This window comes from Sphingopyxis sp. JAI108, assembly GCF_013410105.1.
GTDB lineage: Bacteria > Pseudomonadota > Alphaproteobacteria > Sphingomonadales > Sphingomonadaceae > Sphingopyxis > Sphingopyxis chilensis.
This window is the reverse complement of record NZ_JACCCJ010000001.1, coordinates 841,393-864,664: the sequence shown is the minus strand read 5'-3', so window position 1 is coordinate 864,664 and position 23,272 is coordinate 841,393. Positions and strand designations below refer to the sequence as shown.

25 protein-coding genes are annotated in these 23,272 nt (G+C 64.9%); 8 read left to right on the top strand and 17 right to left on the bottom strand.

Features of this window, described 5'->3' with window-relative positions:
* Nucleotides 1-102: 102 nt before the first annotated feature.
* Nucleotides 103-522, top strand: a complete 420-nt coding sequence (locus HDC29_RS04155) for a hypothetical protein (RefSeq protein ID WP_179494671.1) — start codon at nt 103-105, stop codon at nt 520-522.
* A 22-nt stretch (nt 523-544) separates the two neighbouring features.
* Here HDC29_RS04155 and HDC29_RS04150 read toward each other — a convergent pair whose 3' ends face one another.
* From HDC29_RS04150 to HDC29_RS04105, 10 genes are all read right to left on the bottom strand, one after another.
* Nucleotides 545-1,429, bottom strand: a complete 885-nt coding sequence (locus tag HDC29_RS04150) for a hypothetical protein (RefSeq protein WP_179494669.1) — start codon at nt 1,427-1,429, stop codon at nt 545-547.
* Nucleotides 1,430-1,443: 14 nt separating this feature from the next.
* The gene (locus HDC29_RS04145) at nt 1,444-3,897 is read right to left on the bottom strand and encodes a hypothetical protein (RefSeq protein WP_179494666.1); all 2,454 of its coding nucleotides are present in this window, start codon (nt 3,895-3,897) and stop codon (nt 1,444-1,446) included.
* Between the two features lie 37 nt (nt 3,898-3,934).
* On the bottom strand, nt 3,935-4,729 hold the full coding sequence (locus HDC29_RS04140; protein ID WP_179494664.1) for a fimbria/pilus periplasmic chaperone: 795 nt from the start codon (nt 4,727-4,729) through the stop codon (nt 3,935-3,937).
* A gap of 95 nt (nt 4,730-4,824) precedes the next feature.
* Nucleotides 4,825-5,376, bottom strand: coding sequence for a spore coat protein U domain-containing protein (locus HDC29_RS04135; protein WP_179494662.1), 552 nt, complete (start codon nt 5,374-5,376; stop codon nt 4,825-4,827).
* 87 nt (nt 5,377-5,463) lie between these two features.
* Nucleotides 5,464-6,015: a spore coat protein U domain-containing protein gene (locus HDC29_RS04130; protein ID WP_179494660.1), complete on the bottom strand. Its 552-nt coding sequence runs from the start codon at nt 6,013-6,015 to the stop codon at nt 5,464-5,466.
* A 736-nt stretch (nt 6,016-6,751) separates the two neighbouring features.
* Nucleotides 6,752-7,813: a tRNA preQ1(34) S-adenosylmethionine ribosyltransferase-isomerase QueA gene (queA, locus tag HDC29_RS04125; RefSeq protein ID WP_179494658.1), complete on the bottom strand. Its 1,062-nt coding sequence runs from the start codon at nt 7,811-7,813 to the stop codon at nt 6,752-6,754.
* Between the two features lie 24 nt (nt 7,814-7,837).
* Nucleotides 7,838-8,638, bottom strand: coding sequence for a peptidylprolyl isomerase (locus HDC29_RS04120; RefSeq protein ID WP_257018023.1), 801 nt, complete (start codon nt 8,636-8,638; stop codon nt 7,838-7,840).
* A gap of 87 nt (nt 8,639-8,725) precedes the next feature.
* Complete coding sequence (coaD, locus tag HDC29_RS04115; protein WP_179494656.1) at nt 8,726-9,232, bottom strand: pantetheine-phosphate adenylyltransferase; 507 nt, start codon at nt 9,230-9,232, stop codon at nt 8,726-8,728.
* Nucleotides 9,232-10,152, bottom strand: a complete 921-nt coding sequence (locus HDC29_RS04110; protein ID WP_179494654.1) for a polyprenyl synthetase family protein — start codon at nt 10,150-10,152, stop codon at nt 9,232-9,234. The genes coaD and HDC29_RS04110 overlap by 1 nt, the downstream gene beginning before the upstream one ends.
* A 6-nt stretch (nt 10,153-10,158) precedes the next feature.
* A complete protein-coding gene (locus tag HDC29_RS04105; protein ID WP_179494652.1) occupies nt 10,159-10,422 on the bottom strand; it encodes an exodeoxyribonuclease VII small subunit in 264 nt (87 codons plus the stop codon).
* Nucleotides 10,423-10,495: 73 nt separating this feature from the next.
* Here HDC29_RS04105 and HDC29_RS04100 point away from each other — a divergent pair, with 73 nt between their 5' ends.
* The 6 genes from HDC29_RS04100 (at nt 10,496) to HDC29_RS04075 (ending at nt 15,605) form a co-directional block, all read left to right on the top strand.
* Nucleotides 10,496-11,161 (top strand): hypothetical protein, encoded by a 666-nt coding sequence (locus HDC29_RS04100; protein WP_179494650.1) that lies wholly within the window; start codon nt 10,496-10,498, stop codon nt 11,159-11,161.
* Nucleotides 11,158-11,574 carry a DUF2177 family protein gene (locus HDC29_RS04095; RefSeq protein ID WP_179494648.1) on the top strand — a complete coding sequence of 139 codons (417 nt, stop codon included), beginning with the start codon at nt 11,158-11,160 and terminating at the stop codon, nt 11,572-11,574. The genes HDC29_RS04100 and HDC29_RS04095 overlap by 4 nt, the downstream gene beginning before the upstream one ends.
* A gap of 130 nt (nt 11,575-11,704) precedes the next feature.
* Nucleotides 11,705-12,001, top strand: coding sequence for a hypothetical protein (locus HDC29_RS04090; RefSeq protein ID WP_179494646.1), 297 nt, complete (start codon nt 11,705-11,707; stop codon nt 11,999-12,001).
* Between the two features lie 83 nt (nt 12,002-12,084).
* Nucleotides 12,085-14,340 carry a phosphoribosylformylglycinamidine synthase subunit PurL gene (gene purL, locus HDC29_RS04085; RefSeq protein WP_179494644.1) on the top strand — a complete coding sequence of 752 codons (2,256 nt, stop codon included), beginning with the start codon at nt 12,085-12,087 and terminating at the stop codon, nt 14,338-14,340.
* Between the two features lie 110 nt (nt 14,341-14,450).
* On the top strand, nt 14,451-15,188 hold the full coding sequence (locus HDC29_RS04080; protein WP_179494642.1) for a DUF72 domain-containing protein: 738 nt from the start codon (nt 14,451-14,453) through the stop codon (nt 15,186-15,188).
* A 117-nt stretch (nt 15,189-15,305) separates the two neighbouring features.
* Nucleotides 15,306-15,605 (top strand): endonuclease domain-containing protein, encoded by a 300-nt coding sequence (locus HDC29_RS04075; RefSeq protein WP_179494640.1) that lies wholly within the window; start codon nt 15,306-15,308, stop codon nt 15,603-15,605.
* 65 nt (nt 15,606-15,670) lie between these two features.
* On the opposite strand, the gene HDC29_RS04070 is transcribed toward HDC29_RS04075, so the two are convergent.
* Entirely contained in the window at nt 15,671-16,450 is a 780-nt protein-coding gene (locus HDC29_RS04070) for a Coq4 family protein (RefSeq protein WP_179494638.1), read from the bottom strand.
* A gap of 157 nt (nt 16,451-16,607) precedes the next feature.
* Here HDC29_RS04070 and HDC29_RS04065 point away from each other — a divergent pair, with 157 nt between their 5' ends.
* Nucleotides 16,608-17,864, top strand: coding sequence for a DUF418 domain-containing protein (locus HDC29_RS04065; protein WP_179494636.1), 1,257 nt, complete (start codon nt 16,608-16,610; stop codon nt 17,862-17,864).
* Here the strand turns inward: HDC29_RS04065 and HDC29_RS04060 are convergent.
* The 6 genes from HDC29_RS04060 to panB form a co-directional block, all read right to left on the bottom strand.
* Nucleotides 17,858-18,262 (bottom strand): Hpt domain-containing protein, encoded by a 405-nt coding sequence (locus HDC29_RS04060; RefSeq protein ID WP_179494634.1) that lies wholly within the window; start codon nt 18,260-18,262, stop codon nt 17,858-17,860. The two genes, HDC29_RS04065 and HDC29_RS04060, sit on opposite strands and share 7 nt — an antisense overlap.
* Nucleotides 18,263-18,379: 117 nt before the next feature.
* Entirely contained in the window at nt 18,380-18,604 is a 225-nt protein-coding gene (locus HDC29_RS04055; RefSeq protein ID WP_179494632.1) for a sulfurtransferase TusA family protein, read from the bottom strand.
* Nucleotides 18,594-19,997, bottom strand: coding sequence for a ribosome biogenesis GTPase Der (gene der, locus HDC29_RS04050; protein WP_179494629.1), 1,404 nt, complete (start codon nt 19,995-19,997; stop codon nt 18,594-18,596). The genes HDC29_RS04055 and der overlap by 11 nt, the downstream gene beginning before the upstream one ends.
* A gap of 144 nt (nt 19,998-20,141) precedes the next feature.
* Nucleotides 20,142-21,476, bottom strand: a complete 1,335-nt coding sequence (locus tag HDC29_RS04045; protein WP_179494627.1) for a PQQ-binding-like beta-propeller repeat protein — start codon at nt 21,474-21,476, stop codon at nt 20,142-20,144.
* A gap of 1 nt (nt 21,477) precedes the next feature.
* Nucleotides 21,478-22,251, bottom strand: a complete 774-nt coding sequence (locus HDC29_RS04040) for a tetratricopeptide repeat protein (RefSeq protein ID WP_179494625.1) — start codon at nt 22,249-22,251, stop codon at nt 21,478-21,480.
* A 101-nt stretch (nt 22,252-22,352) separates the two neighbouring features.
* Entirely contained in the window at nt 22,353-23,216 is an 864-nt protein-coding gene (gene panB / locus HDC29_RS04035) for a 3-methyl-2-oxobutanoate hydroxymethyltransferase (RefSeq protein ID WP_179494622.1), read from the bottom strand.
* Nucleotides 23,217-23,272 lie beyond the last annotated feature (56 nt).

Sequence of the window (23,272 nt, the reverse complement as noted above, 5' to 3'; positions counted from 1 at the left end):
GCGAAAAAACTGGCGGAAATTGAAGCCATTTTCCGGCAAGCCATCAAACATTCCTTAACTCGCATCGCGTAGGGCACTCTCAGCAGAAGAGGGTGAAAGACGATGAAGAAGGTTCGGCTTTACAGCGCGATCGCATGTGTTTCGGTCGCCTTCACCAGCAGCGGCGCCATGGCCGCCGAAGCGGGCAAGGCGTCGTTCGACGTGCGCGTCACCGTTCCCGAATATTGCGAGATCAACGCCTCGACGGTGCTGACGTCGCAGGGCAACGGCTTCGCCAGCGGCACGGTCTTCGAAAGCTGCAACACGCAGGAGGGCTTTCAGGTCGTCGCGTCGCACCGCCCGCTCGAACAGAATGAGGCGGTCGCGTTCAACTATGCCGGCGAATTGACCTATCTTCGCGAGGATGGCTGGAGCCAGGTCGCCAACCGCACCGGCGCCAAATATGGTCTGCGGCCGATCAGCGTCCAGTATAGCGGCCTTTCGACGCCGCTGGCGATCAACCTGACGATCACCACGATCTGACGCGCCGCCGCGGCGGCAACCCTTACATCGGCGTGACGGTGACTGTGATCCGGTCGCGATAATTGCCCGCATGGAATGTCGGATCCGGGTCGACGACGACCGAGACCGGATGGACATTGCCCGTCGAGCCGGTGTGACGCGCCACCTGGATGCGATCGCCGCCGCTCCGCAGATTCATCGCGCGCCCCGACACCGTCATGCGATAAGGAATGACCTCGGGCCCGTCGATCCGGCGCAGCGCGCCCAGATTCTCCGACTGTAGATCCATCTGATATCCAGCGGTGCTGAGCACGCGGATGGCAAAGGGCGGCGACGTCGACGGCGCGTTCGGCGACAAGGTCCCCATCTCGACGCTCGCCGATCCGCGCGCGTTGCCCGCGCCGGCGAAACGGATACGCGCCACCGCCGGGATGTTGAGGCTGAGCTGGGTACGCTGGACGCCGAGCTCGGCCTGCCCGCTTCGCGGAAGCAGGAAGAATTCGAGCGCTTGGCCATAGCTTCCCGATTCAAAGCCCCAGCCCAGCTTCATGCGAACATCATAAGGGATCGACGTCTCACCCCCCGTCGGGATGACGATGTCGACCGCCGACCGGGCGCTCGATCGTGCCCCGTCCGCATCGCCGATCGCGACGGCGCCATTCGGCCCGAACAGTTCGAACTTCGGGAAACTCGGATCCGACGCGGCGATATCGCGGCCCACTGCAAGCCGCAGCTCGCATATCGTGTCGCCGTCGTTGCGCAATCGGACGAGGAAGCGCTCGTTCAACTGGCCATCCTCGAAGCTGCCCGCGGGCGTGAGCGCCACCGAATTGCCACCCGCGACGAAGCTCGGCACGCACTCCGCGTGCGCGGCGGTGGCAAAACTCGCCAGCGCCAGCGCGACCGGCGTTCCCATATATGCGCGCATCCATCCCACTCCTGTCATTTCGCCGCCGCCGACGTGATCGCGATGTCGCCAAGCTGGTACAGCGGCTGCGAGTCGGCTGGTACCTCGATCACATAGCTGCCCGCGGGCTCGGTCAACCGCACCTGATAGGTCTTGCCCGGCCGCAAGCCCATGATAGCAAATCGGCCCACCGAATTGGTAAAGAAAGGCTGGCTCGCAAAATCCTCATCGTCGGTCGACGAAATCGACCCCGCGACCAGCGACGCCGGCGTCCCGTCGATGCTGAGCACGCCATAGGCGGTCACATTGGCGTCGCTGCCCACGGTGATATTATAGCCGCTGCGATACGGGGGCTCGACGGTGTCGATACCGCTGCCGATGTCGTAGCCGGCAGGGCCGTTGATCAGATCATAGGTCACATTCTGCCTCGTATAGGATTGCAGGCGCGAACCCAGCGCGGGGCCGAGCGTTCCGCTGAGCGCGTCGAACCGCTTGTCCTGGATCGACCGGCCGAGCACGACCTGGCCCGGTTCCGCGGTTTCGTGCGGTTTGGCGATAACGAAACTGTCGTTGATCGGGCGCCCGATCGCCACGTCGCCGCCGGCGATGGCGATCGACGAGCCGAGCTGGAGGCGCGCCTGCTGGCGCTCGTCGATGTCGCCAAAGCCGGAACCACCCGTCGTCACCGAGCCGCGCGCATAGAAACGATTGCCGACATAATTGGCGATCGCATCGATCGAGGCGTCGTTCCGCGACCGGCGGACGCCGAGGTCGTAACCGAAGGATCCGACCCGATCCTCATAGCTGCGCGTCACAAAGGCGCGCGCGGTTTCGCGGCGGCTGTTGTAATTGGCCTCGGCGCGCGTGCGGCCGCCCAGCGGCACCGTGATGCCCAGCCGGACGCCGAAGCGGTTCTCGTTCAGCCCCTTGCCATATTCGACGCCCGCCGTGATGCGGAACCTTTGCGTGCGATGGATGACGTCGGCATAGACGCTATGGGTGCTGTTGAACCCCGGCCGGTGAAACCAGTTCGCACCCGTGACCAGCGTGGTCCGTTCGCTGAGGCTTTGTGAATAATTTGCGGTCACGTTCAGCGTTTCGAACCGGTCGCCGGCGATCGCGTCGGTCAGAGTCTGAAAGCGGTCGCTGCGATAATCGGCGCTGACCGACAATTGCCGCCCCTGCGTCCCCCTGCCGACCTGAAGGCTGTACGCGCCGCGCAGCGAATAGCCGAAATCATCGCCCGTGCTGATGGCACCGGAAAATTCGATGCGGCCCGGAATATTCCGCGGTGACACGACGACTTCGGCACCCGCGACCTGGATGTCCTCCGACAATTGCAGCGCGCCGCCGAGCAACAGGCGGTTGCTCATGCCGCGGCGATAATAGCCCGAAAAGGCTGGCAAACCGCCATATTTGGGTGAGGCTTCGAACGCCTTCGCGACAAAGCCGATGCCCGCGCTATATTCCTCTTCGCCCGATCCCAGGTCGACCGGATCGAAAAAGGGATCGAACGAGGCGAGCTGCCGCCGGCCAGTCACATCGGTGACGAACAACTGCGCGTTGCGGCCGCCATATTGGGAGGTCAGTTGCGACAGGTCATAGGGGCCCGCCGCCAGTTGCAAGGTCTGGACCTGCTGGCCGTCGATGATCACTTCGACCGTCGCGTCGCGATCGAGCAATATCTGCTGGCTGCCCAATTGCGCGACGGGACCGATGCCCGAAAACACCCGCCGGCCCTTTTCGACGGCGACGCCGCCGAGCAGCGCGCCCGACATCACGGGAATACCCGACAATTGCAGGTCGCCCGCGCTCCAGCGGCGCAGCTTGTCGATCTCGTCATAGACCGCGCGCGCCGAGCGGCGATAGAAACCGCCCTGCCCGCCCGTGATCGCCTTGTCATATCCGCCGTCGAATTCGACCACGACGCCCTTGAAGCGCGCGGCGCCGAATACCAGGACGCCCGGATCCTCGAACGTCTCGAAATCTTCGAGGCGAAAATCGCCGACGACGTTCAGATAGGCGCTGAAATCCTCGGGCTGCTGCGTCACCGGCACACGGCTCTCGGTAATCACCGGGCCCAGCGTCTGCACCGCAGCGAGATTGGCGTCGATCCGTTCGACCGCGACTTCGAGCAGCGACGGGTTATATCGGAGGATGATCCCCGCGGCTTCCAGCTCTTCGGGGGTCAGAAAGGCCGATCCGGTGAACGATGCGCTCAGCGTTTCGGCTCCGGAGGGCGTGAGATAAGGCGCGAGTCGTTCGAGCAGCGACGCGCGCTCGAAGCGTATCCGGCCGTCGGAGGTCACTTCGGCGAAGATATCGCCGCTCAGCTGCCCGTTGCGAACGAGCGGCAGCTGCAGCTGCGTCCAGCGCTGCGCCGCGGCTGCGGGAGGCGGAGGCGGCCCCTGATCCTGCATCGCAGCATAGGCATAGGGCGACTGAAGCGCCACCAACGCCAATGTGATGCGTGAACAATAGCGTATCAATTGAAGCCCCCCTGAACCTGCCCCGCGTCGCCCCCGACTAGTCCTCGAGCGTGACGCTGACGCCCTCCTCGCGCAGCGGTTCGTCGACCGGAACGAAGAAGATGCGCGCCCCACCGGGCGGCACCAGGCCAAAGCCGACCGCATCGCTCATCCGGCTCGGCGTGCGCGATTCGGAAAAGGGCGTGCCGTCCTCGCGCGTCGCGTTGATCGTCCACCCGGTGCGCCCGGCTGCGAAGTAACGCGTGCCGCGATTTTCGATGCGCACCTCGATCCCGCGTTCGGTGACGGTCTTCGGCTTCTGTTCCTCGACCGGCAGCCGCTCGTCGGGCGGGACCACCGTTTCGCGGACGAGCGCCTTGGCCGAGGTGACGACGGGCTCGGGCTTGGTGCCTTCGGGCACGACGTTGACGAGCACGTTGAAGCGCATCACGACCTGGATCCGCGAAACCGTCGAATCGAGTTCGACCGGGATCTGGCTGACCGCGGCATAATAGATTTCGGATTTGGCGAGTGGTTCGCTCGGCAGATACTGGATACGGAAAACCTGCTGCGCGTTCGGCCCGATCACAACCTGCGGCGGAAAGACGACGAATTTCTCGTCGGCCGGGGTGAGCGTCAATTCGCCCGCCTCGTTCACGTCGCCGCGGAACATCCGCAGCTCGACCGGCAGCGTGCGGTCTTCGGAGTTCGTGACCTCGATGCGCGCGGTCGAACCGCGACCCGCCGGGGTCATTTCGACCGTCATCGGCGTCACCCGGGCGGCCTCGGCGGGGCTGACGCTCACGGCCAAGGTTGCGGCGGCGAGCGCCAGCATCAAAGATTTGCGGAACAAGGCCAATCCCCCCCGGGTCGCTTGCAGAAACAATCGCTACAGACTGAAAGGGGGAGCCTTAAGCTCCCCCTTCCGCATCTGCTTAACGAATCCCGTCAGATCGTCGTCACGGTGACCGTGACGGTGTCCTGATATTCGCCCGCCAGCGGACGGGCATCGGTGTTTTCGTTGGCACGAACGCGCGCGCGCAGTTCGACCTGGCGATGGATCGCGCCGCGGATCGTGTTTTGGCCGGTCGAACCGTTGGCCGAATTATGCTCCGGGCCAGCGCCGCCGTTAAAATAGTTCAGCGCACGGACCGAATAGTTGATCGTGTCCTTGAAGCCGGCATCGTCGCCCGCCTGCACGGTGCGCGTCTGGTTCTTCAGCACGCCGAGGTCGGCGTCGATCAGCATGCGGTTGCTCTCGTTGCAGCTGACCCAGAACGGGCTGGTTTCGTCGGCCGACGTGTCATTGATGAGCAGCGCGCCCGAGCCTGCGGTCGTGTCGATCGACAGCGTACCGAGGTCGATGTCGCTGATTCCTTCCATCGTGCAGGTTTCGGCGACGTTGCCGTTGATGTCGAACGATTCGCTGTCCGAATCGGCAGCGAAAGCGGGCGTCGCGACGAGCATGGCGCCGAGCGAAGCGATCAGAAGCTTGTTCATGGGGTAATTCTCCAGGCGGTCGGATCCCGAACATCGCGATCCGCAAAGAAACAGGGGAAGGGCGGAGCCCTTCCCCTGCGATCAGGATCAGATCGTCGTGACGGTAACCGTCACGGTGTCCTTGTAGGTGCCGGCCAGCGGACGGGCATCGAGGTTGCCGAGGAACGTCACCGCAGCACCCATGTCGATCTTGCGATGGATCGCGCCGCGGCTCTGGTTCTGGAGCAGCGGGCCGAGGATGCTGTTGAACGACGGCTGCAGGAAGCCGTTGCGATAGTTCAGGGCAGCGACCGAATAGTTGATCGTGTCCTTGAAGCCGGCGTCATCGCCCGGCTGCAGGGTACGGGTCTGGTTCTTCAGCTTGCCGAGCGTCGGAACGATCGACATGCGGTTGCTTTCGTTGCAGCTCAGCCAGAATTCGCCGGCGTTGTCGGCCGACGCGCCATTCAGGAACAGCGCATTGCTGCCGGCGTTGGTGTTGATCGACAGCGTACCGAGTTCGATATCGCTGATGCCTTCCATCGTGCAGGTTTCAGCAACATTCGCATTGATGTCGAACGATTCCGAATCCGAGTCCGCAGCGAAAGCAGGCGTCGAAAGCATGGCCGACAGTGCGGCCACGGCAAAAAGCTTCTTCATGGTAATTCCCCTCATTCAGACTGGTCATGTCATCAGAAGCGAAAGGCGCCGGCGACGGCGCCCTGCTCGCTCCCCCAACCGCCGAGAAGGCTCTTCAGCCTGCGACTCGTCCCCTGCGGTTAACAACTAATTAAACTAGCTGCGCGGCAGCGCAACCGTTTATGATTGGTTAAAACATTAAAGATGCTCCGGATTTCCGGAACAGCCAGCCCGAACCTCGACCGTATGAAACAAGTTTAAAGTTTATATTCTTAGCGGAAGCGGTGAGAATATCGGGCAAAATAGCGCGATTATAAAAGCTTAGTGCCCTACGGTTTCACCGGGGCATCTCCAGGTCGCCTCGCGGGAGACGAACGCCGCGCCACCACCCCTCGATCTCGCGGAACCGCGCTTTTGACCGAACTGTATCGAAATCGAACAGTCGGAAAGCCAGTTATTGGCCCTCCTGAGCACGCACGGCGTCGAGAAAAAACATATTTTATAACATATGTTTATTGAAAGCGGGCGCGCCCGGATGAGCGGTGCGCGCCATTCGCGGTCCGACTCGCTCCCACACATCGCACGCAGGACCGCGCCGATTGCCGAGGAGCGCGATCAGGAGGGAATTTTCGCCATCGCGGCGTTGAACTATGCAATTAACTTATCATTTGGTCGCGATGGCCGCCGGCAACCCGCAAACATGCCTCGGCGCAGCGCAAGCTGCCGACTTGCGACAGCGAAAAGGGATGGAGGCCGTCTATGGGCCCGGTAGCAACAGGCTCGCATCGCCATAGCTGTAGAAGCGATAGCCGCCTTTGATCGCGTGGGCATAGGCCGCCTGCATCGTCTCCAATCCCATCAGCGCGCTGACCAGCATGAACAAGGTCGATCGCGGCAGGTGGAAGTTGGTCATCAGGCCGTCGATCGCCTTGAAGCGATAACCCGGCGTGATGAAGATGGCGGTATCGCCCGCGAAAGGCGCGATCGTGCCGTCGTCGTTCGCCGCGCTTTCGAGCAGGCGCAGGCTCGTTGTCCCGACCGCGATCACCCGGCCGCCAGCCGCGCGCACGGCGTTGAGCCGCGCGGCCGTGTCGGGTTCGATCCGTCCCCATTCGGCGTGCATGACATGGTCTTTGGTGTCGTCGGCCTTCACCGGCAGGAAGGTGCCCGCGCCGACGTGGAGCGTCAGCGTCTCGGTCGCGACTCCCGCCGCCGTCAGCGCATCCAGCAGCGCGGGCGTAAAGTGCAGCGCCGCGGTCGGCGCCGCGACCGCGCCGTCCTCGCGCGCGAACATCGTCTGATAGTCGCTGCGGTCATCGGCATCGGTCGCGCGCTTGCCCGCGATATAGGGGGGCAGCGGCATCGTGCCCGCGCGTTCGAGCAGCAGTTCGACGGGCTCGTCGCCGGCGAAGGCGAGAATGAAACTGCCGTCGGCCAGCCGCTCCTCGGCGACCGCCTCGACGCCTGCGCCGAAATCGACCGTCTCGCCGACGCGCAGCCGCTTGCCGTTGCGCACGAACGCCTGCCAGCGGCGGAGGTCGATACGCTTGTGGAGCGTGGCGCCGATTTTTGCCCCCGGCGCGCTCTGCGCGCCATCACGTCGAACGCCTCGGCGTCCCTCGAGCTGCGCCGGGATGACGCGCGTATCGTTGAAGACGAGGCAATCGCCAGGGCGAAGCCATTGGGGCAGGTCGGCGACGCCGGCATCGGCCATCTCGCCACCCTCGACCACCAGCATCCGCGCCGCGTCGCGCGGCCGCGCGGGACGCAGCGCGATGCGTTCATTGGGAAGATCGAAATCGAAGGCGTCGACGCGCATGAGGGTTCGCGCGCCTTCCCGCGATTATTGCGCGATGGGCGCGTTGAGCTCGTCGGCCGTTACGGTGGGCACCACGGCCGGCGCGGGCACGGTCTCGGTCAACATCGATGCCGGCGGCACCGGCTTGTTGTCGGCGGCGACCGACACCTGGACCATGCGCGACATCACTTCGGGCGGCTCGCCCTTATGGATCGCGTCGATATATTGCATCCCCGACACGACGCGGCCGAAGGCGGTGTAGCGTCGGTCGAGCGAGAAGCGCGGCTGGAGCATGATGAAGAACTGGCTGTTCGCGCTGTCCTCGCTCTGCGCGCGCGCCATCGACAGGGTGCCGCGCAGGTGCGGGGTGGGGTTGAATTCGGCCTTGAGGTCGGGAAGCTGCGACCCGCCCTGCCCCGTCGCGGTCGGATCGCCCGTCTGCGCCATGAAGCCGTCGATGACGCGATGGAACTTGATCCCGTCGTAAAATCCCGCGCGCGCCAGTTGCTTGACGCGCTCGACATGGTTCGGCGCGACATTGGGATAGAGCTGGATCACCACCCGCCCGCCTGTCGAGAGGTCAAGGTTGAGCATATATTCGGGGACGCCCATATATTGGTCGGCCGGCATCGCCGGCACCGCGGGCGTCTCTGCCGCGGGCGTCGCGTCGGTCGCCTCCGCCGCTGGAGCGGGCGTTTCCACCGGTGCCGGCGTGTCCGCCGGCGGCACCGGCTGGCTGCTTTCGGGGTTCGGCGAGGGTGCGGACGGCACCTCCTGCGCGACGGCGACCGTCGCGAGACCGAACGCCATCGCCGTCAAAACCAAGGGGCGGAAGGAAGATTTCATGCTGGATCGGCCTCTGATAACTAAACAGGATTTGCGCCCCGACTGGCGCGCCCTAGCGGGAAAAAGCTGAACGCTCAATGATCGGTGTCAACGCTCGCCCTGAAGCAGCCCCCGCTCGGCGATGCGGCCGACCACCGCCTCGCGCACCGCGGGCGTCACGAATTTCCGGATGTCGCCGCCAAAGATCGCGATTTCCTTGACCAGCCGCGACGCGATCGGCTGCAACCCGACGTCGGCCATCAGGAACACCGTCTCGATGCGGTCGTTCAATTGCTGGTTCATCCCCGCCATCTGATATTCATATTCGAAGTCGGCGACCGCGCGCAGCCCGCGAACGATGACGGTCGCGCCCTCGCGCTCCGCAAAGTCCATCAACAGCGAGTTGAACCCGACGACGCGGATATCGCCCTCGATCGACGCGACTTCGGCCTTCACCATCGCGATCCGTTCGTCGTCGTCGAACATCGGCGATTTGGTGATGTTCGTCGTCACCCCGATGACCAGCCGGTCGACCAGCTTCGCGCCGCGACGGATGATGTCCATATGGCCGAGCGTGATCGGATCGAACGTGCCCGGATAAACCCCCACCCGCATCAACGGTCCCTTTCCACGACATAGCGCGCGATCGCGCGCAAAAGCGCCGCCTCTTCGCCAAAGCCGGCAAGATGCTGGATCCCTTGTTCGACGAGCAGCGTCGCCTGTTCGCGCGCGCGCTCCAGCCCCATCAGCGTCACGAACGTCGCCTTGCCCGCGGCGGCGTCCTTGTGCAGTGCCTTGCCCGCCAGCGCCTCGTCGCCTTCGACATCCATGATGTCGTCGGCGATCTGGAAGGCCAGCCCGATGTCGCGCGCATAGCCGCGCAAGGGGCGCCGCCCCTCGGGCGGGATGCGCGCCAGTATCGCACCCGCCTCGACCGAAAAGGCGATCAGCGCGCCGGTCTTGAGTTGCTGGAGCCGGGTCACCGTCGGCAGGTCGAAATCCGATGTTTCGGCGGCGAGATCCATCATCTGCCCGCCCGCCATGCCCGCCGGCCCCGCGGCGCGCGCAAGTTCGCAGCACAGCTCGCCGCGCACGAAGGGGTCGGCGCTGGTCGCCGGGTCGCACAGCCATTCGAAGGCGAGGGCATGGAGCGAATCGCCCGCGAGCACCGCGGTCGCCTCGTCGAACGCCTTGTGCACCGTCGGCTTGCCGCGGCGCATATCGTCATCGTCCATGCACGGCAAATCGTCGTGGATCAGCGAATAGACGTGCATCGCCTCGACCGCCGCGCCGACGCGCAGGGTCAGCGCGCGATCGACGTGGAACAGGTCGCCCGCGGCACGGACGAGCATCGGACGCAGCCGTTTCCCGCCGGCGATCGCGGCGTGGCGCATCGCTTCATAGAGGGGCCCGCGCGGATCGGCGGGCACCGCCAGCAACTGGTCGAACAGCCGGTCGATCCCCGCCACGACCTCGGCCTGGGTCGAAAGCAGCAATTGCGTCTCCCGCGAAAGCTGGTCGTCGGCAAGCGCCATCGCCGATCAGCCTTCGCCGAAGGGAGTGGTTCCCGCGGGACGACCGTCTGCGCCCAGGCTGACCTGTTCGATCCGCGCCTGCGCCGCGGCGAGCCGCGCTTCGCAATGGCCGCGTAGCGCATGGCCGCGCTCGTAAAGCATCACCGATTCCTCGAGGCTGACGTCGCCGCTTTCGAGCCGCCGCACGATCGTTTCAAGCTCGCCCATCGCGGCTTCGAACGACAGCGAGGCGATGTCGGGAGCGGCAGCGGGTTCGGGGGTATCCGTCATGCGCCCTGCTTTGGCCCCTTCGCCCCCTCGTGGTCAAGCTTGACGTGGTGTTTTTGCCCTATAGCGTCGCGCCATGTTCATCGGCCATTTCGCCCCGGCGCTGGTCGTCGCGGCCCGCCCCAAGGCGGCGGGGCTCGGGACGCTGTTCGTCGCCGCCCAGCTCGTCGACATCGGCTTCGCCGTGCTGCTCGTCCCGGGGATCGAGGCGATGCGCATCGTCCCCGGCATCACCGCGATGAACCCGATGGACCTTCATCATATGCCCTATACGCACAGCCTGCTCGGCACGCTGGTCTGGGCGATACTGTTCGGCGTCATCGTCTGGTTGGCAACGAAACGCAAAGCGGCGGCGATCGGCGCCGCGCTTGTCGTGGTCTCGCACTGGTTCATCGACCTTCCCGTCCATATTCCCGACCTGACGCTCTATGGTACGCCGCCGAAGCTGGGGTTCGGCCTCTGGAATCACCCGATGATCGCGATGCCGCTGGAAGGGCTGCTGATCGGCGGCGCCCTCCTCTATTATGCCCGCCTTACCGAGGCGCCGGGCGGCAACCGCCGGCTCTGGCTCCTCGCCGGGCTGCTCGTCCTCGTACAGGCGATCGACTGGTTCGGCCCGAAAGAGCCCGCCTATTCGCTCGCGGTCCCCGCAACGATGCTTTTCGCCTATGCGCTGCTCGCGGGAACCGCGGCATGGGCGGGCGCGAACAGGCGTCCTCGAATAGCCGGAGCAATGCCATGACGCTGCAATTCGCCGCAAGCTACGCCGCCACCGCGATCATTTTCGGCATCCTCGATGCGTTCTGGCTCCGGATGATGGTCGTGAAAATCTACCGCCCGGAAATCGGCGCGCTGTTGATGGACGGATGGCGCCCGGCCCCCGCGCTCATCTTCTACGCCCTCTATATTCTCGGCATCCAGATATTCGCGGTGGCGCCCGCGCTCACGGCGGGCAAGTGGCAGGTCGCGGCGCTTTGGGGCGCCCTGTTCGGCTTCTTTTGCTATATGACCTATGACCTCACCAATCATGCGACGATGAAGATCTGGTCGATCAAGGTCACCTTGCTCGACATCGCCTGGGGCACGCTCGCCACGGGCTTTGCAGCAGGCGCGGCGGCGCGGATTGTGCTCGCCTGGATGCCGCGCGGCGGCTGACCCGTTCGCTTCGCGCAATCACGCTTCGGTTTTTTGCAATTGCTGGCGCGCGCGTCGCCAGCCATGTTGCACCGCACAAGAAGAGAGGGGCTCGAAGGCAAGTTTTGTTCAACCGACAAGGACTTGCACCATGAAAAACTATATTCTCCCTGCCCTTGGCTTGCTCGCGCTGGCGCCGACCGCCGCGCTCGCCAAGGACGAACCGGTCAAGCGTTTCGAACATGAAGGCTCGACCTACAGCTATACCGTCACCAAGGTGGGCGACACCCGCGTGATCAACGGCGTCGAGGAACGCACCGGCAAGCCGTTCACGCTCCGCGTCGGCAGCCACCGCGTCCGCGGCACCGTCGGCTCGCAGCAGGTCAGCTTCACGCTCCGCGACGTCGAACCGCTCAATGTCGAGCCGACCACCCTCGCCTCGCGCTAAAATCCAGCTCCGACCGCAGACCCCATGATGTTTTCGCATCATGGGGTCTGTTCGTTTTACGCGCGCACGGCTAAAGGCGCGCCATGACTCAGACCGCAACCGCGCCCGCCTCCGTCATCACCCCCGAGATCGTCGCCGAACACGGCCTGTCTCCGGAAGAATATGAGCACGTCCTGCACGCGCTCGGGCGCGAACCGAACCTTGTCGAACTCGGCATCTTCTCAGTCATGTGGTCCGAGCATTGCAGCTATAAAAGCTCGCGCCTCCACCTCAAGAAACTGCCGACCGAGGCGCCTTGGGTGATCTGCGGCCCCGGCGAGAACGCCGGCGTGATCGACATCGGCGAAGGCGAAGGGGGCAAGAAACTCGCCGCGATCTTCAAGATGGAGAGCCACAACCACCCGTCGTACATCGAACCCTATCAGGGCGCGGCGACCGGCGTCGGCGGCATCCTGCGCGACGTCTTCACCATGGGTGCGCGCCCGGTGGCGAACCTCAACGCGCTGCGCTTCGGCCGCCCCGACCATCCGAAGATGAAGCACCTCATCTCGGGCGTCGTCCACGGCATCGGCGGCTATGGCAATTGCGTCGGCGTCCCCACGGTCGGCGGCGAGGTCAATTTCCACAAGGCCTATGACGGCAACATCCTCGTCAACGCGATGACCGTCGGCGTCGCCGAACAGGACAAGATCTTCTATTCGGCCGCATCGGGCGTCGGCAATCCGATCGTCTATGTCGGCTCGAAAACCGGCCGCGACGGCATCCATGGCGCGACGATGGCGAGCGCGGACTTCGGCGAGGATGCCGAGGAAAAGCGCCCGACGGTGCAGGTCGGCGACCCCTTCACCGAAAAATTGCTGATCGAGGCGTGCCTCGAACTGATGGCGTCGGACGCGATCGTCGCGATTCAGGATATGGGTGCCGCGGGCCTCACTTCCTCGTCGGTCGAAATGGCGTCGAAGGGCGGCGTCGGGCTCCACCTCAAGATGGACGATGTGCCGCAGCGCGAAACCGGCATGACCGCCTATGAAATGATGCTGTCCGAATCGCAGGAACGCATGCTGATGGTGCTGAAGCCCGGCCGCGAGGATTTCGCCGCCGCGATCTTCCACAAATGGGAACTCGACTTTGCGGTCATCGGCACCGTCACCGACACCGGCCGCATGGTGCTGGAGCATCATGGCGAGATCGTCTGCGACATCCCGCTCGCCCCGCTCGCCGACGACGCGCCGCTTTATGACCGCCCGCACGTCGCGACCCCGAAGCAGGCGCCGCTGGCCAACGTCCCCGAAACGACCGACGTCGCCGCCGACCTCAAGACGCTGATGGGCACCCCCGACATCGCATCGCGCCGCTGGATCTGGGAACAATATGACAGCCAGGTCGGCGCCGACACGGTGCAGACCGGCGGCGACGCCGCGCTCGTCCGCATCCACGGCACCAACCGCGCGCTCGCGATGTCGACCGACTGCACCCCGCGCTATTGCTACGCCGACCCTGTCGAGGGCGGCAAGCAGGCGGTCGCCGAAACCTGGCGCAACATCAGCGCGGTCGGCGCGACGCCGCTCGCGATCACCAACTGCCTCAATTTCGCCAACCCGCAGCGCCCGGAGATCATGGGGCAGATCACCGGCTGTCTCGACGGCATGGCGCAGGCGTGTATCGCGCTCGACTATCCGATCGTCTCGGGCAACGTCAGCCTCTATAACGAGAGCAAGGCGACCGGCGGCGGCAGCGCAATCCTGCCGACTCCCGCCATCGGCGGCGTCGGCGTGATCGAGGACCTGAACAAGGCGGTCGGCATCGGCTTCAAGCGCACCGGCGACATCGTGCTCGCGGTCGGCGAACGCGCCGGGCATTTGGGCCAGTCGGTGTGGCTGCGCGAAATCCACGGACGCGAGGAAGGCCCGCCCCCCGAAGTGAACCTCCGCTGCGAAAAGCGCACCGGCGACTTCATCCGCGGCGCGATCAACGCCGGCTGGATCACCGCCTGCCACGATGTGTCCGACGGCGGCATGGCGGTGACGCTCGCCGAAATGGCATTGAAGTCGAACATCGGCGTGCTCGTCAGCGAAGAACAGCCGTTCGGTATTGCCGAGAGCTTCTTCGGCGAAGATCAGGGCCTCTATCTCGTCACCGTCTGCGACACCTGCCTCGCCGACTTCCTCGACGCCGCGGGCCGCGCCGACGTGCCGGTCGATCCGGTGGGCCGCACGATCAAGGACCGCATCGTCTTCGAACTCGAGGGCAGCGACCATCAGGTGACGCTGGCGGAACTTCGCGAGGCGCATGAGGGCTTCTTCCCGAACCTGATGGGCGCCGACGCGGCGCTTGCCTAACCATCCGTCATTGCGAGCGTAGCGAAGCAATCCAGAGCGGCTTGTCACGCCCTGGATTGCTTCGCTACGCTCGCAATGGCGAAGTGTTTTGGCACGGAGGTGACGCGCATATGAGCATCTATGTCGGAGTCGGCGGCTGGACCTACGAACCGTGGCGCGGCCCCTTCTACCCCGCTGGCCTCGCGCAAAAGCGCGAGCTCGAATATGCCGGCCAGTATCTGAGCGGGATCGAGATCAACGGCACCTATTATGGCAGCCAGAAGCCCGAAACCTTCGCCAATTGGGCCGCGTCGGTTCCGGACGGCTTCCAGTTCAGCGTCAAGGCGTCACGCTTCACGACGAACCGCAAGGTGCTGGCCGAAGGCGCGGCATCGATCGAGAAATTCCTGACGCAGGGCATCACGCGGCTCGGCGACCGGCTCGGACCGATCCACTGGCAGTTCATGGCTACGAAGAAATTCGTGCCTGACGATTTCGCAGGCTTCCTCGACCTGCTGCCCGATGCGCAGGACGGCCTGCCGTTGCGCCATGCGATCGAGGTACGGCACGAAAGCTTCCGCGACCCGGCGTTCATCGACATGCTGCGCGAGCGCAACATGGCGGTCGTCTTCGCCGACAGCGACGAATTTCCGTGCATCGACGAACAGACCGCCGACTTCACCTATGCGCGATTGCAGCGCAGCCAGGAAGACATCGCAACGGGATATGACGCAAAGGCGCTCGACGCTTGGGCCAAGCGCGCCAAGGACTGGGCAGAGGGCGATCGCGACGTCTATATCTTCTTCATATCCGGCGCGAAAGTCCGCAACCCCGCAGCGGCACAGGCGCTGATTGCGAAGCTAAGATAGATCCTCCCCTTCGCGAAGCGATGGGGAGGGGGACCGCGCCCGAAGGGCGTGGTGGAGGGGTCAAGCGTGCCGCCAAGCAACAACGCCTATAAAAATGCCCGACGGCTCCGCCGCAAGATGTCGCTACCCGAAGTGCTGTTGTGGCAAATCCTGAGAAAACAGCCGGGCTATGTCAAATTCCGGCGCCAGCATCCGATCGGCCGATATGTGCTCGATTTCTATGTGTTCGAATTGAAGCTGGCGATCGAGATCGATGGCCTCGCCCATGATATGGGGGACAGAGCGGAACGCGATGAGGCGAGATATCAGTGGCTCGAATCGCAAGGAATACGGGTGCTTCGGATCGCCGCGAAGGACGTACTCGCCGACCCAGCCGCTGTCGCAGACAGCATCGTCAGGCTCTGTACCGAGAGCTAGAACCCCTCCACCACCGCTTCGCGGCGGTCCCCCTCCCCAACGCTTCGCGATGGGGAGGATCTGGATCACGCCATCGCGGCCTTTGCCGCGAGGAAGTTATACGGATCGATCCCGCGGCTCCGATACGCGCGGTGCGCTTCTTCATAGAGCGTCGGCTTGCCGATCCCCAGCCGCGCACGCGCGGCTTCGAGCGGTTCGGCGAGCAGCGCGCGGATATCCTGCTCGATGATCGCCTTGGCCGCCTTGCCGTTACGCTGGCCCTGACGGATCGCGCCGAACACCGGGGCGTCGGCCTTCACGCCGCGCTTCACTTCATAACCGCCGGCATAGGCGATGAAGAAATTGCCGTAATTGCCCGTCTGGCCATAGGTAAAGCCGAGCACGCACTGTTCGCCCAGCGCGTCGCGGCCATAGCCGGTCAGGATGTGGAACAGGTCGTGCGTGTCGCGCAGGCGGTTCGAATACCATTGCACCTGGTCGTCGAACTTGGGGCGGCCCATCTTGTCGGCTTCGGCGACGAGGCCCGCCGCCGACAGGCCTTCGCGGCGCATGAAGGTGACATAGGCGTGGCCGACGCTGCCTTCGGGCAGCTGGTCGATCCACGCATGATCGTCGAGCAGGTCGGGCAGATAGGGCTCGCTCGCCATCAGCCGCCGGCCCTTTTCGCTTTCGACGAAGGCGCGGGCGTCGGCCATGAAGCCTTTGCGCGGCAGATTCTCGAAGATGTGGAACACCTGCTCGGTATCCTCCTTGTCCGCGATCAGCTTGCGGAAGTGCTGAAGCGCCTTGAAGGGGCGGAACTTCTGCGGCTGGCGGTCGGGGTGGGAGAAGATGGTGGGGATCATGGCGGCTCTCGCTCGAATCAGATAATGCTGTCGAAATAACATTACTGACACAGATGTCAATAGTGCGTTAACACCGCTCCCGACGCGCGCAAGAATCCGCTCGACGCTCCTCGCCGCGCACGATACCCCTGCGCGCTCGGCCGAAGGGGAATGCGGCATGGACAGTCCGGCGACGGCGACGCGTTATGAAAGCCTCGATGCCATTCGCGGCGTCGCGGTGATGGGCATATTGGCGATGAACATCGTTGCCTTCGCCCTGCCCTTCCCCGCTTATGCGAATCCCGCTGCGGGCGGGCCGCCGGGCGCCGCCGACATCGCGACCTGGTTCTTCAACTTCATATTTGTCGATTCCAAGATGCGCGGCATGTTTTCGATGCTGTTCGGGGCGAGCACGTTGCTCGTCATCGACAGCGCCGCTGCGGCGGGGCGCAGCGCCGCGGGCGCGCATTATTCGCGTATGTTCTGGCTCGCGATCTTCGGCCTCGTCCATTTCTACCTGATCTGGTTCGGCGACATCCTCTTCCTTTATGCGATGTGCGGGCTGCTGCTCTTCCTGTTCCGCAACCTGTCGGTCAAGGCGCTCCTGCTCTGGTCGATCCCCTTCTTCCTGATCGGCATCGGTCTGCCCGGCAGCCTGTGGACGTCGCTCGCGATGGCACAGGCCGGCACGCTGCCGCCCGAGGTCGCGGCAAGCATGAAGGAGGCGCTGGCCCAGATGAACGCCGACATGGGCCCCTCGACGCCGGCCTATGCAAAGGAAATGGCGCTGTACCTCGGCAGCTATTCCGGCATCGTCGCGCATCGGACCGGAGACATGGCCGGCGACCCGCTCTTTTTCCTCAGCCTGTTCCTGTGGGAAACAATGGGGCTGATGCTGGTCGGCATGGCGCTGTTCAAATCGCGCATGCTGACCGGCGAATGGGACGCCGCGCGCTATCGCAAATGGGCCATCATCTGTTTTCTGGTCGCGGCGCCGCCGCTGGCGGGGCTTGCCGTCTATCAGATGGAGGCGGGCTATGACGCCGTGGCGATCTTCGGCTCGACGATCGTGCTGTCGATCCCGTTCGATACGCTGATGACCGTCGGTTGGGCGGCGCTGATCATGCTGCTCATCAAGACCAGGGCGAGCGACGCCGTGCGCTCGCGCCTCGCCGCGGCGGGGCGCATGGCCTTCACCAACTATCTCGCGACCTCGATCGTGATGACGACGATTTTCTATGGCTATGGGCTCGGCCTGTTTGGCAGCGTCGGCCGCCTGCCGCTCTACCTTTTCTGCTTCGGCATGTGGGCCGCGATGTTGCTATGGTCGAAACCCTGGCTCGAACGCTATCATTATGGGCCGCTCGAATGGCTGTGGCGCAGCCTGTCGCGCTGGCGGGTTCAGCCGATGAAGAAGGCCGCAGCCGCTCAGTAACTCGCCGCGCGACCGAAACCCGAAGGGCGGCGCTGGACGAGTGGATTGGCTTCGCGCTCGAGCGCGGCCAGCGTTTCCTCGAACAGCGGACGCAGCGTGACCACGCGCGGCAGATACTCCTCGGGACTGGTCTGGCTTTCGACGCAGTGGCGCGCGAACATCTCGATATCCTCGGCCAGCGCGCCGAGTTTCTCTCCGCCGAACTGGCGCGCTTCGCTCTTCAGCGTGTGGGCGGGCATCACGAGACCGCGCGCGTCGCGCGCACGCATCGCCTCTTCGATCGCGGCGACCGACTTGGTCCCGTCTTCGCGAAAATAGCCGAGAATCCGTACGAATGCGGCACCCAATTCGGTGCGCGTCGCGCGAAACTCATCCCAATCGACCAGAATTTCGTCCAATGCTTTCGTCCCTTGGTGTTCATATTCGGCCGTGGTCCCGGCCGTTCCATGCCCAACTTGGGTAAAAAAGACGTTACGCTGACGGCTAGCGTGCGGCCAAAGCCGCCCCGTTTCGGGTCAGTCGCGGCGTACGCGCCAGCGCCCCGCGGTGGCCGGCGTCGCATCCTCGACCCGCCAGCCATGTTCGTCGGCAAGCGCCGCTACCTCACGGCCGGCCTGCGGATCGTCGGCGATCAGCAGCACTTCGCGCGCATCGCGCATCGCGCGGGCGAGGCGCAGCGCAGGCCAGGGACAGCGCATCCCGCGCGCATCGACGACCAGCGCCGATCCGTCACTCGTCATACGGATTGCGCGAATTGCGGAAATTGAGCCGCACCGGAACGCCCTGGAACCCCAGCTCCTTGCGCATCCCGTTGACCAGATAGCGTTCATAGCTTCCCGGCAGCGCATCGGTCCGCGACCCGAACACGACGAAGGTCGGCGGCCGCGTACGCGCCTGCGTGATATAGCGCAGCTTGATGCGCTTGCCGCCGGGCGCCGGCGGCGGGTTCGCCGTGACGGCACCCTCGAACCAGCGGTTGAGCCGCGCGGTCGACACGCGATTGGTCCAGATCTCGCGCTGTTCGAACGCGGCGCGGACCAGCGTGTCGATACCCTTGCCCGTCGCGCCCGAAATGCTGAGCACGGGCACGCCCTTGACCTGGCTCAGCCCGTCGTCGAGCGCCGCCCGCACGCCGTTGAACAGCGCCGACGGATCCTCGGCGACGTCCCATTTGTTGAGCGCGACGATCAGCGCGCGTCCTTCCTGAAGCACCCTGTCGGCGATGCGCAGATCCTGCGCCTCCAGCCCCTTGGTCGCATCGAGCAGCAGCACGACGACCTCGGCGAAATCGACCGCGTGAAGCGCATCGGCAACCGACAATTTCTCCAGCTTGTCGATCACCTTGGCGCGCTTGCGCATGCCGGCGGTGTCGAACAGCTGGATCTCGTGGACCTCGCCGTCCTTTTCCCATTGCCAGTCGACGCGGATCGAATCGCGCGTGATCCCGGCTTCGGGTCCCGTGATCAGCCGGTCTTCGCCGATCATGCGGTTGATCAGCGTCGACTTGCCCGCATTGGGGCGCCCGACGATCGCGAGCTTCATCGGGCCGAGCGGCGCGTCTTCATCCTCTTCGCCCCCATCTTCCCCAAGAAGGACGGGAGGCAGCCGGGCTTCGGCCTCGGCGGCGTCGAAACCCTCGACGATCGGGCGAAGCGCATCGAACAGGTCGACGACACCTTCGCCATGTTCGGCGCTGAGCGCCACCGGATTGTCGAAGCCGAGCGAATAGCTCTCCATCAGGCCGTTTTCGCCCTGTTTCCCTTCGGCCTTGTTGACGAGGAGGATGATCGGCGTGTCCTCGCTGCGCAGCCAGCGCGCGATTTCCTGGTCGAGCGGGGTTACCCCGGCGCGGCCGTCGATCATGAACAGCGCGGCGTCGGCCTCGCGCACCGCCTTTTCGGTCTGGACGCGCATCCGGCCGGGCAAGGTCGCCGCGTCATAATCCTCGAAACCCGCGGTATCGACGATCGTGAATTTCAGGCCGAGCAGTTCGCCGTCGCCTTCGCGGCGGTCGCGCGTCACGCCCGGCTGGTCGTCAACGAGCGCAAGGCGCTTGCCGACCAGCCGGTTGAACAGCGTCGATTTGCCCACATTGGGTCGACCGACAATGGCGATCGTCGCGTGTCGCGACATTACAGAGTCCTCATTTCAAAGCATAAAGCGATAAATACGGCCGTGTTCCCGAGCGAAGGCGAGGGCTCGTTCGAGCGGAGCGAGAACGGTCGCTGCCTCGTCTTCGCTCGGGGACACGGGACAAATGACCGCGCGATGTTTCCGTCAGCGCCAGGCCGTGATCGTCCCGTCGTCCGCGAGCACGTACAAGATATTGTTCGCGACCACCGGCGACTGCGACAGCGGCGACTTGAATTCGGTCGATGCCAGCAGCGACCCGTCGGTCGGCGAAAATTCCGCCAGCGTCCCCTCGCTGTTGACCGCGATCAGCCGGCCGCCGGCCAGGATCGGCCCCGTCCAGCGGATCGGGTCCTTCTTCTTCTTTTCGGTTTCGACGCGGAACCGCGCCAGCTGCTGGAGCCAGCGCACCTTGCCGTTCGCGCGCGCGACGCACAGCAGCTTGCCGTCGTCGGTCATCGCATAGACCCATTCGCCGACCACATAGGGCGTCGAAATGCCCGCGATCGAGATTTCCCAGCTGCGCTGGCCGGTGACGAGTTCATAGCTTGCCATGCGGCCGCCCTGGCCGAGCGCGAAGACATGGCCGCGGTCGACCACCGGGTCGGCGTCGACATCGGTGAGCGTCGAAACCGACAGCGCCATCGACGTGCGCGCGAGCGCGTCTTCCCACAGGTCGCGGCCATTCTCGTAGCGATAGGCCTGCACCTCGCCCGACGAGAAGCCGGCAACGATCGTGCCCTGTCCGGCGGCCGGCGATGCCGCGCCGAACACGCTGCCGGCCTCGGTCGATGCCGTTGCCTGCCATTGCACCGCGCCATTGGCGGCATTGAGCGCGTAAATCTGGTTATCCTGGCTGATCACATAGACGCCGCCGAACGCGACCGTCGGCGCGCCGCGCAGCGGGCCGGCGGGCTTCACCTTCCAGATCACCGAGCCGTCGGCAGCGTTCAGCGCGGCGACGTCGCCGACGCCGCTCGTCGCATAGACCACATTGCCATCGACCGCGGCGCCGCCGCCGAACAGCGAATCCCTGAAATCCTTGCCGGTGCTGCCGATCGCCGCGCTCCACAGCTTCGCACCGGTGTCGGCGGCAAAGGCCGAGACGACCGCATCGGTATCGACCGTGAACAGCCGGTTGTCGGCGATCACCGGCGACGAGGCGAGGCGCTGCTTCTTGGTGCTGCCGGCGATGCTCGCTTCCCACAGCTTCGCGCGCGTCGCACCGAGCGCCGGATGGCCCATCGATTTCGACGCGTTGCCGCCCGACTGGGCCCAGGCCGCATTGACCGCCGGTTCGGGCAGGACGACCGCGATTGCGGCGGTCGCGGGATCGACCTTGATGCTGCTGTCGTTCGACAGGATCGACACGCGATCGCCGATCGTCGGCGTCTTCGGCCCGCCGTCGCCCTTGAACACCCCGCATGCAGCAAGCGGCAGCGCCAGCAGCGCCGCATAGAATCCGTAACGCGTGTTCCGCATATTAATTGGCTTCCTCAGTCTTCGCGGCTGCCGCTGCCTTCGGCGCAGCATCGCCTTTCTTTTCGGCGGCGGCACTTTCCGCCGCCCTGTCCGTAACCGCGTCGACGCCGAGCATGCCCGCCATCTGCACCGAACGCGATTGCAGCGACCGCGTCACGTCGGGCAATTTGGCGATGCGGCCATAAAGCGCGCCGGCCTGGTCGAACTGGCCCAGCTGATAATGCGCCGTGGCCGACAGTTCGGCGGCGCTCGCGAACCAGCTCGACGCCGGATCCTTGGCATCGATCATCGGCTTCATCCGCGCGATCACCGTCTCGGGCTTCAGCGTGTCATATTCGAACGCCGTCTGGCGGATCAGCGCAAGGTCGCGCAGCGCCTGGTCGAGCTTGGTGTCCGCGGCGACCTTTGCCATCAAGGCGGCGGCGGCCTTCAGGTCGCCGGCCTGCGCCTTGATATTCGCTTCCTGCATCTGCGCGACCGCGCGATAGGCTGGGTCGCCTTCCGCCGCGATCTTCTGCAGTTCGGCGGTCGCGGCGCGCGGCTGGTTGGTGCCAAGCTTTTCGAATGCCGCGATCAGTTCCTCGGCCTGTTCGCCGCGCGCGGCATCCTGCCGGTGGCTCCAGAAGAGATAGCCGCCGAATGCCAGCAGCGCGGCAAGGACGCCGCCGATGATCCACCGGCCGTAACGCTGCATGATCGTGTCGAGCCGGTCCTTGCGGACGGCTTCGTCGACTTCCTGCAACAGCGCGGCGTCATTCGTCGGGCTCAGGGCCAATCAAACCTCCATAAACTCAATAGCGGCGCTGGGCCGGCCCGCTTCCTTAGCGACGGCACAGGGAAAGGCCAAGCGTTTCACTTTGGGTCGCCGCCGCGCCATCAACCTGCGTAGATCTGATCCTCGGTCGGGAATGAACGGGACCTGACTTCGTCGGCATAGTCCTTGACCGCGCCGCTGACGACGCCGGCCATGTCCTGATAGCGCTTCACGAACTTGGGCACGCGGTCGAACATGCCGAGCATGTCGTCGGTGACGAGGACCTGGCCGTCGCACTGCGCCGATGCGCCGATGCCGATCGTCGGGCAATCGACCTTGTTCGTGATCTCGATCGCGATCGATTCGAGCACGCCTTCGATGACGATCGAAAAGGCGCCGGCCTGCGCGACCGCGACCGCATCCTCGACGATCGAGCGCGCCTCTTCCTCGCTCTTGCCGCGCACGCCATAGCCGCCGAGGATGTTGACCGCCTGCGGCGTCAGCCCGACATGACCCATCACCGGAATGCCGCGCTGGGTCAGGAATTCGATCGTCGGGGCGAGCACCTTGCCGCCCTCGACCTTCACCGCCGCCGCGCCGGTTTCCTTGAGCAGGCGCGCGGCATTGTCGAACGCCTGCTGCGGGCTGCCCTCATAGCTGCCGAACGGCATGTCGACGATCACTGCGGCATGATAGCTGCCGCGAACCACCGCCGCGCCGTGCAGCGCCATCATCTCCATCGTCACCCCGACGGTGTGCGGCAGACCGTAAATTACCTGCGCGAGCGAATCGCCGACGAGCAACATGTCGCAATGCGGGTCGAGCAGCTGCGCCATGCGGACGGTGTAGGCGGTCAGCATGACCAGCGGCTCGCCGCCCTTGCGCTGGCGGATGCGCGGCACCGTGAGGCGCTTCATCGGTTGCGGCGTCGGATTGGCGCGGCTGGTCGATGTGTCGAAGGTGAGCGTTTTAGGGAGCGTGGACATGGCGCGGCGGTTTAGCGGCTAATCCGCGGCGGCGAAAGCGCGAAGGCAGGCGATGT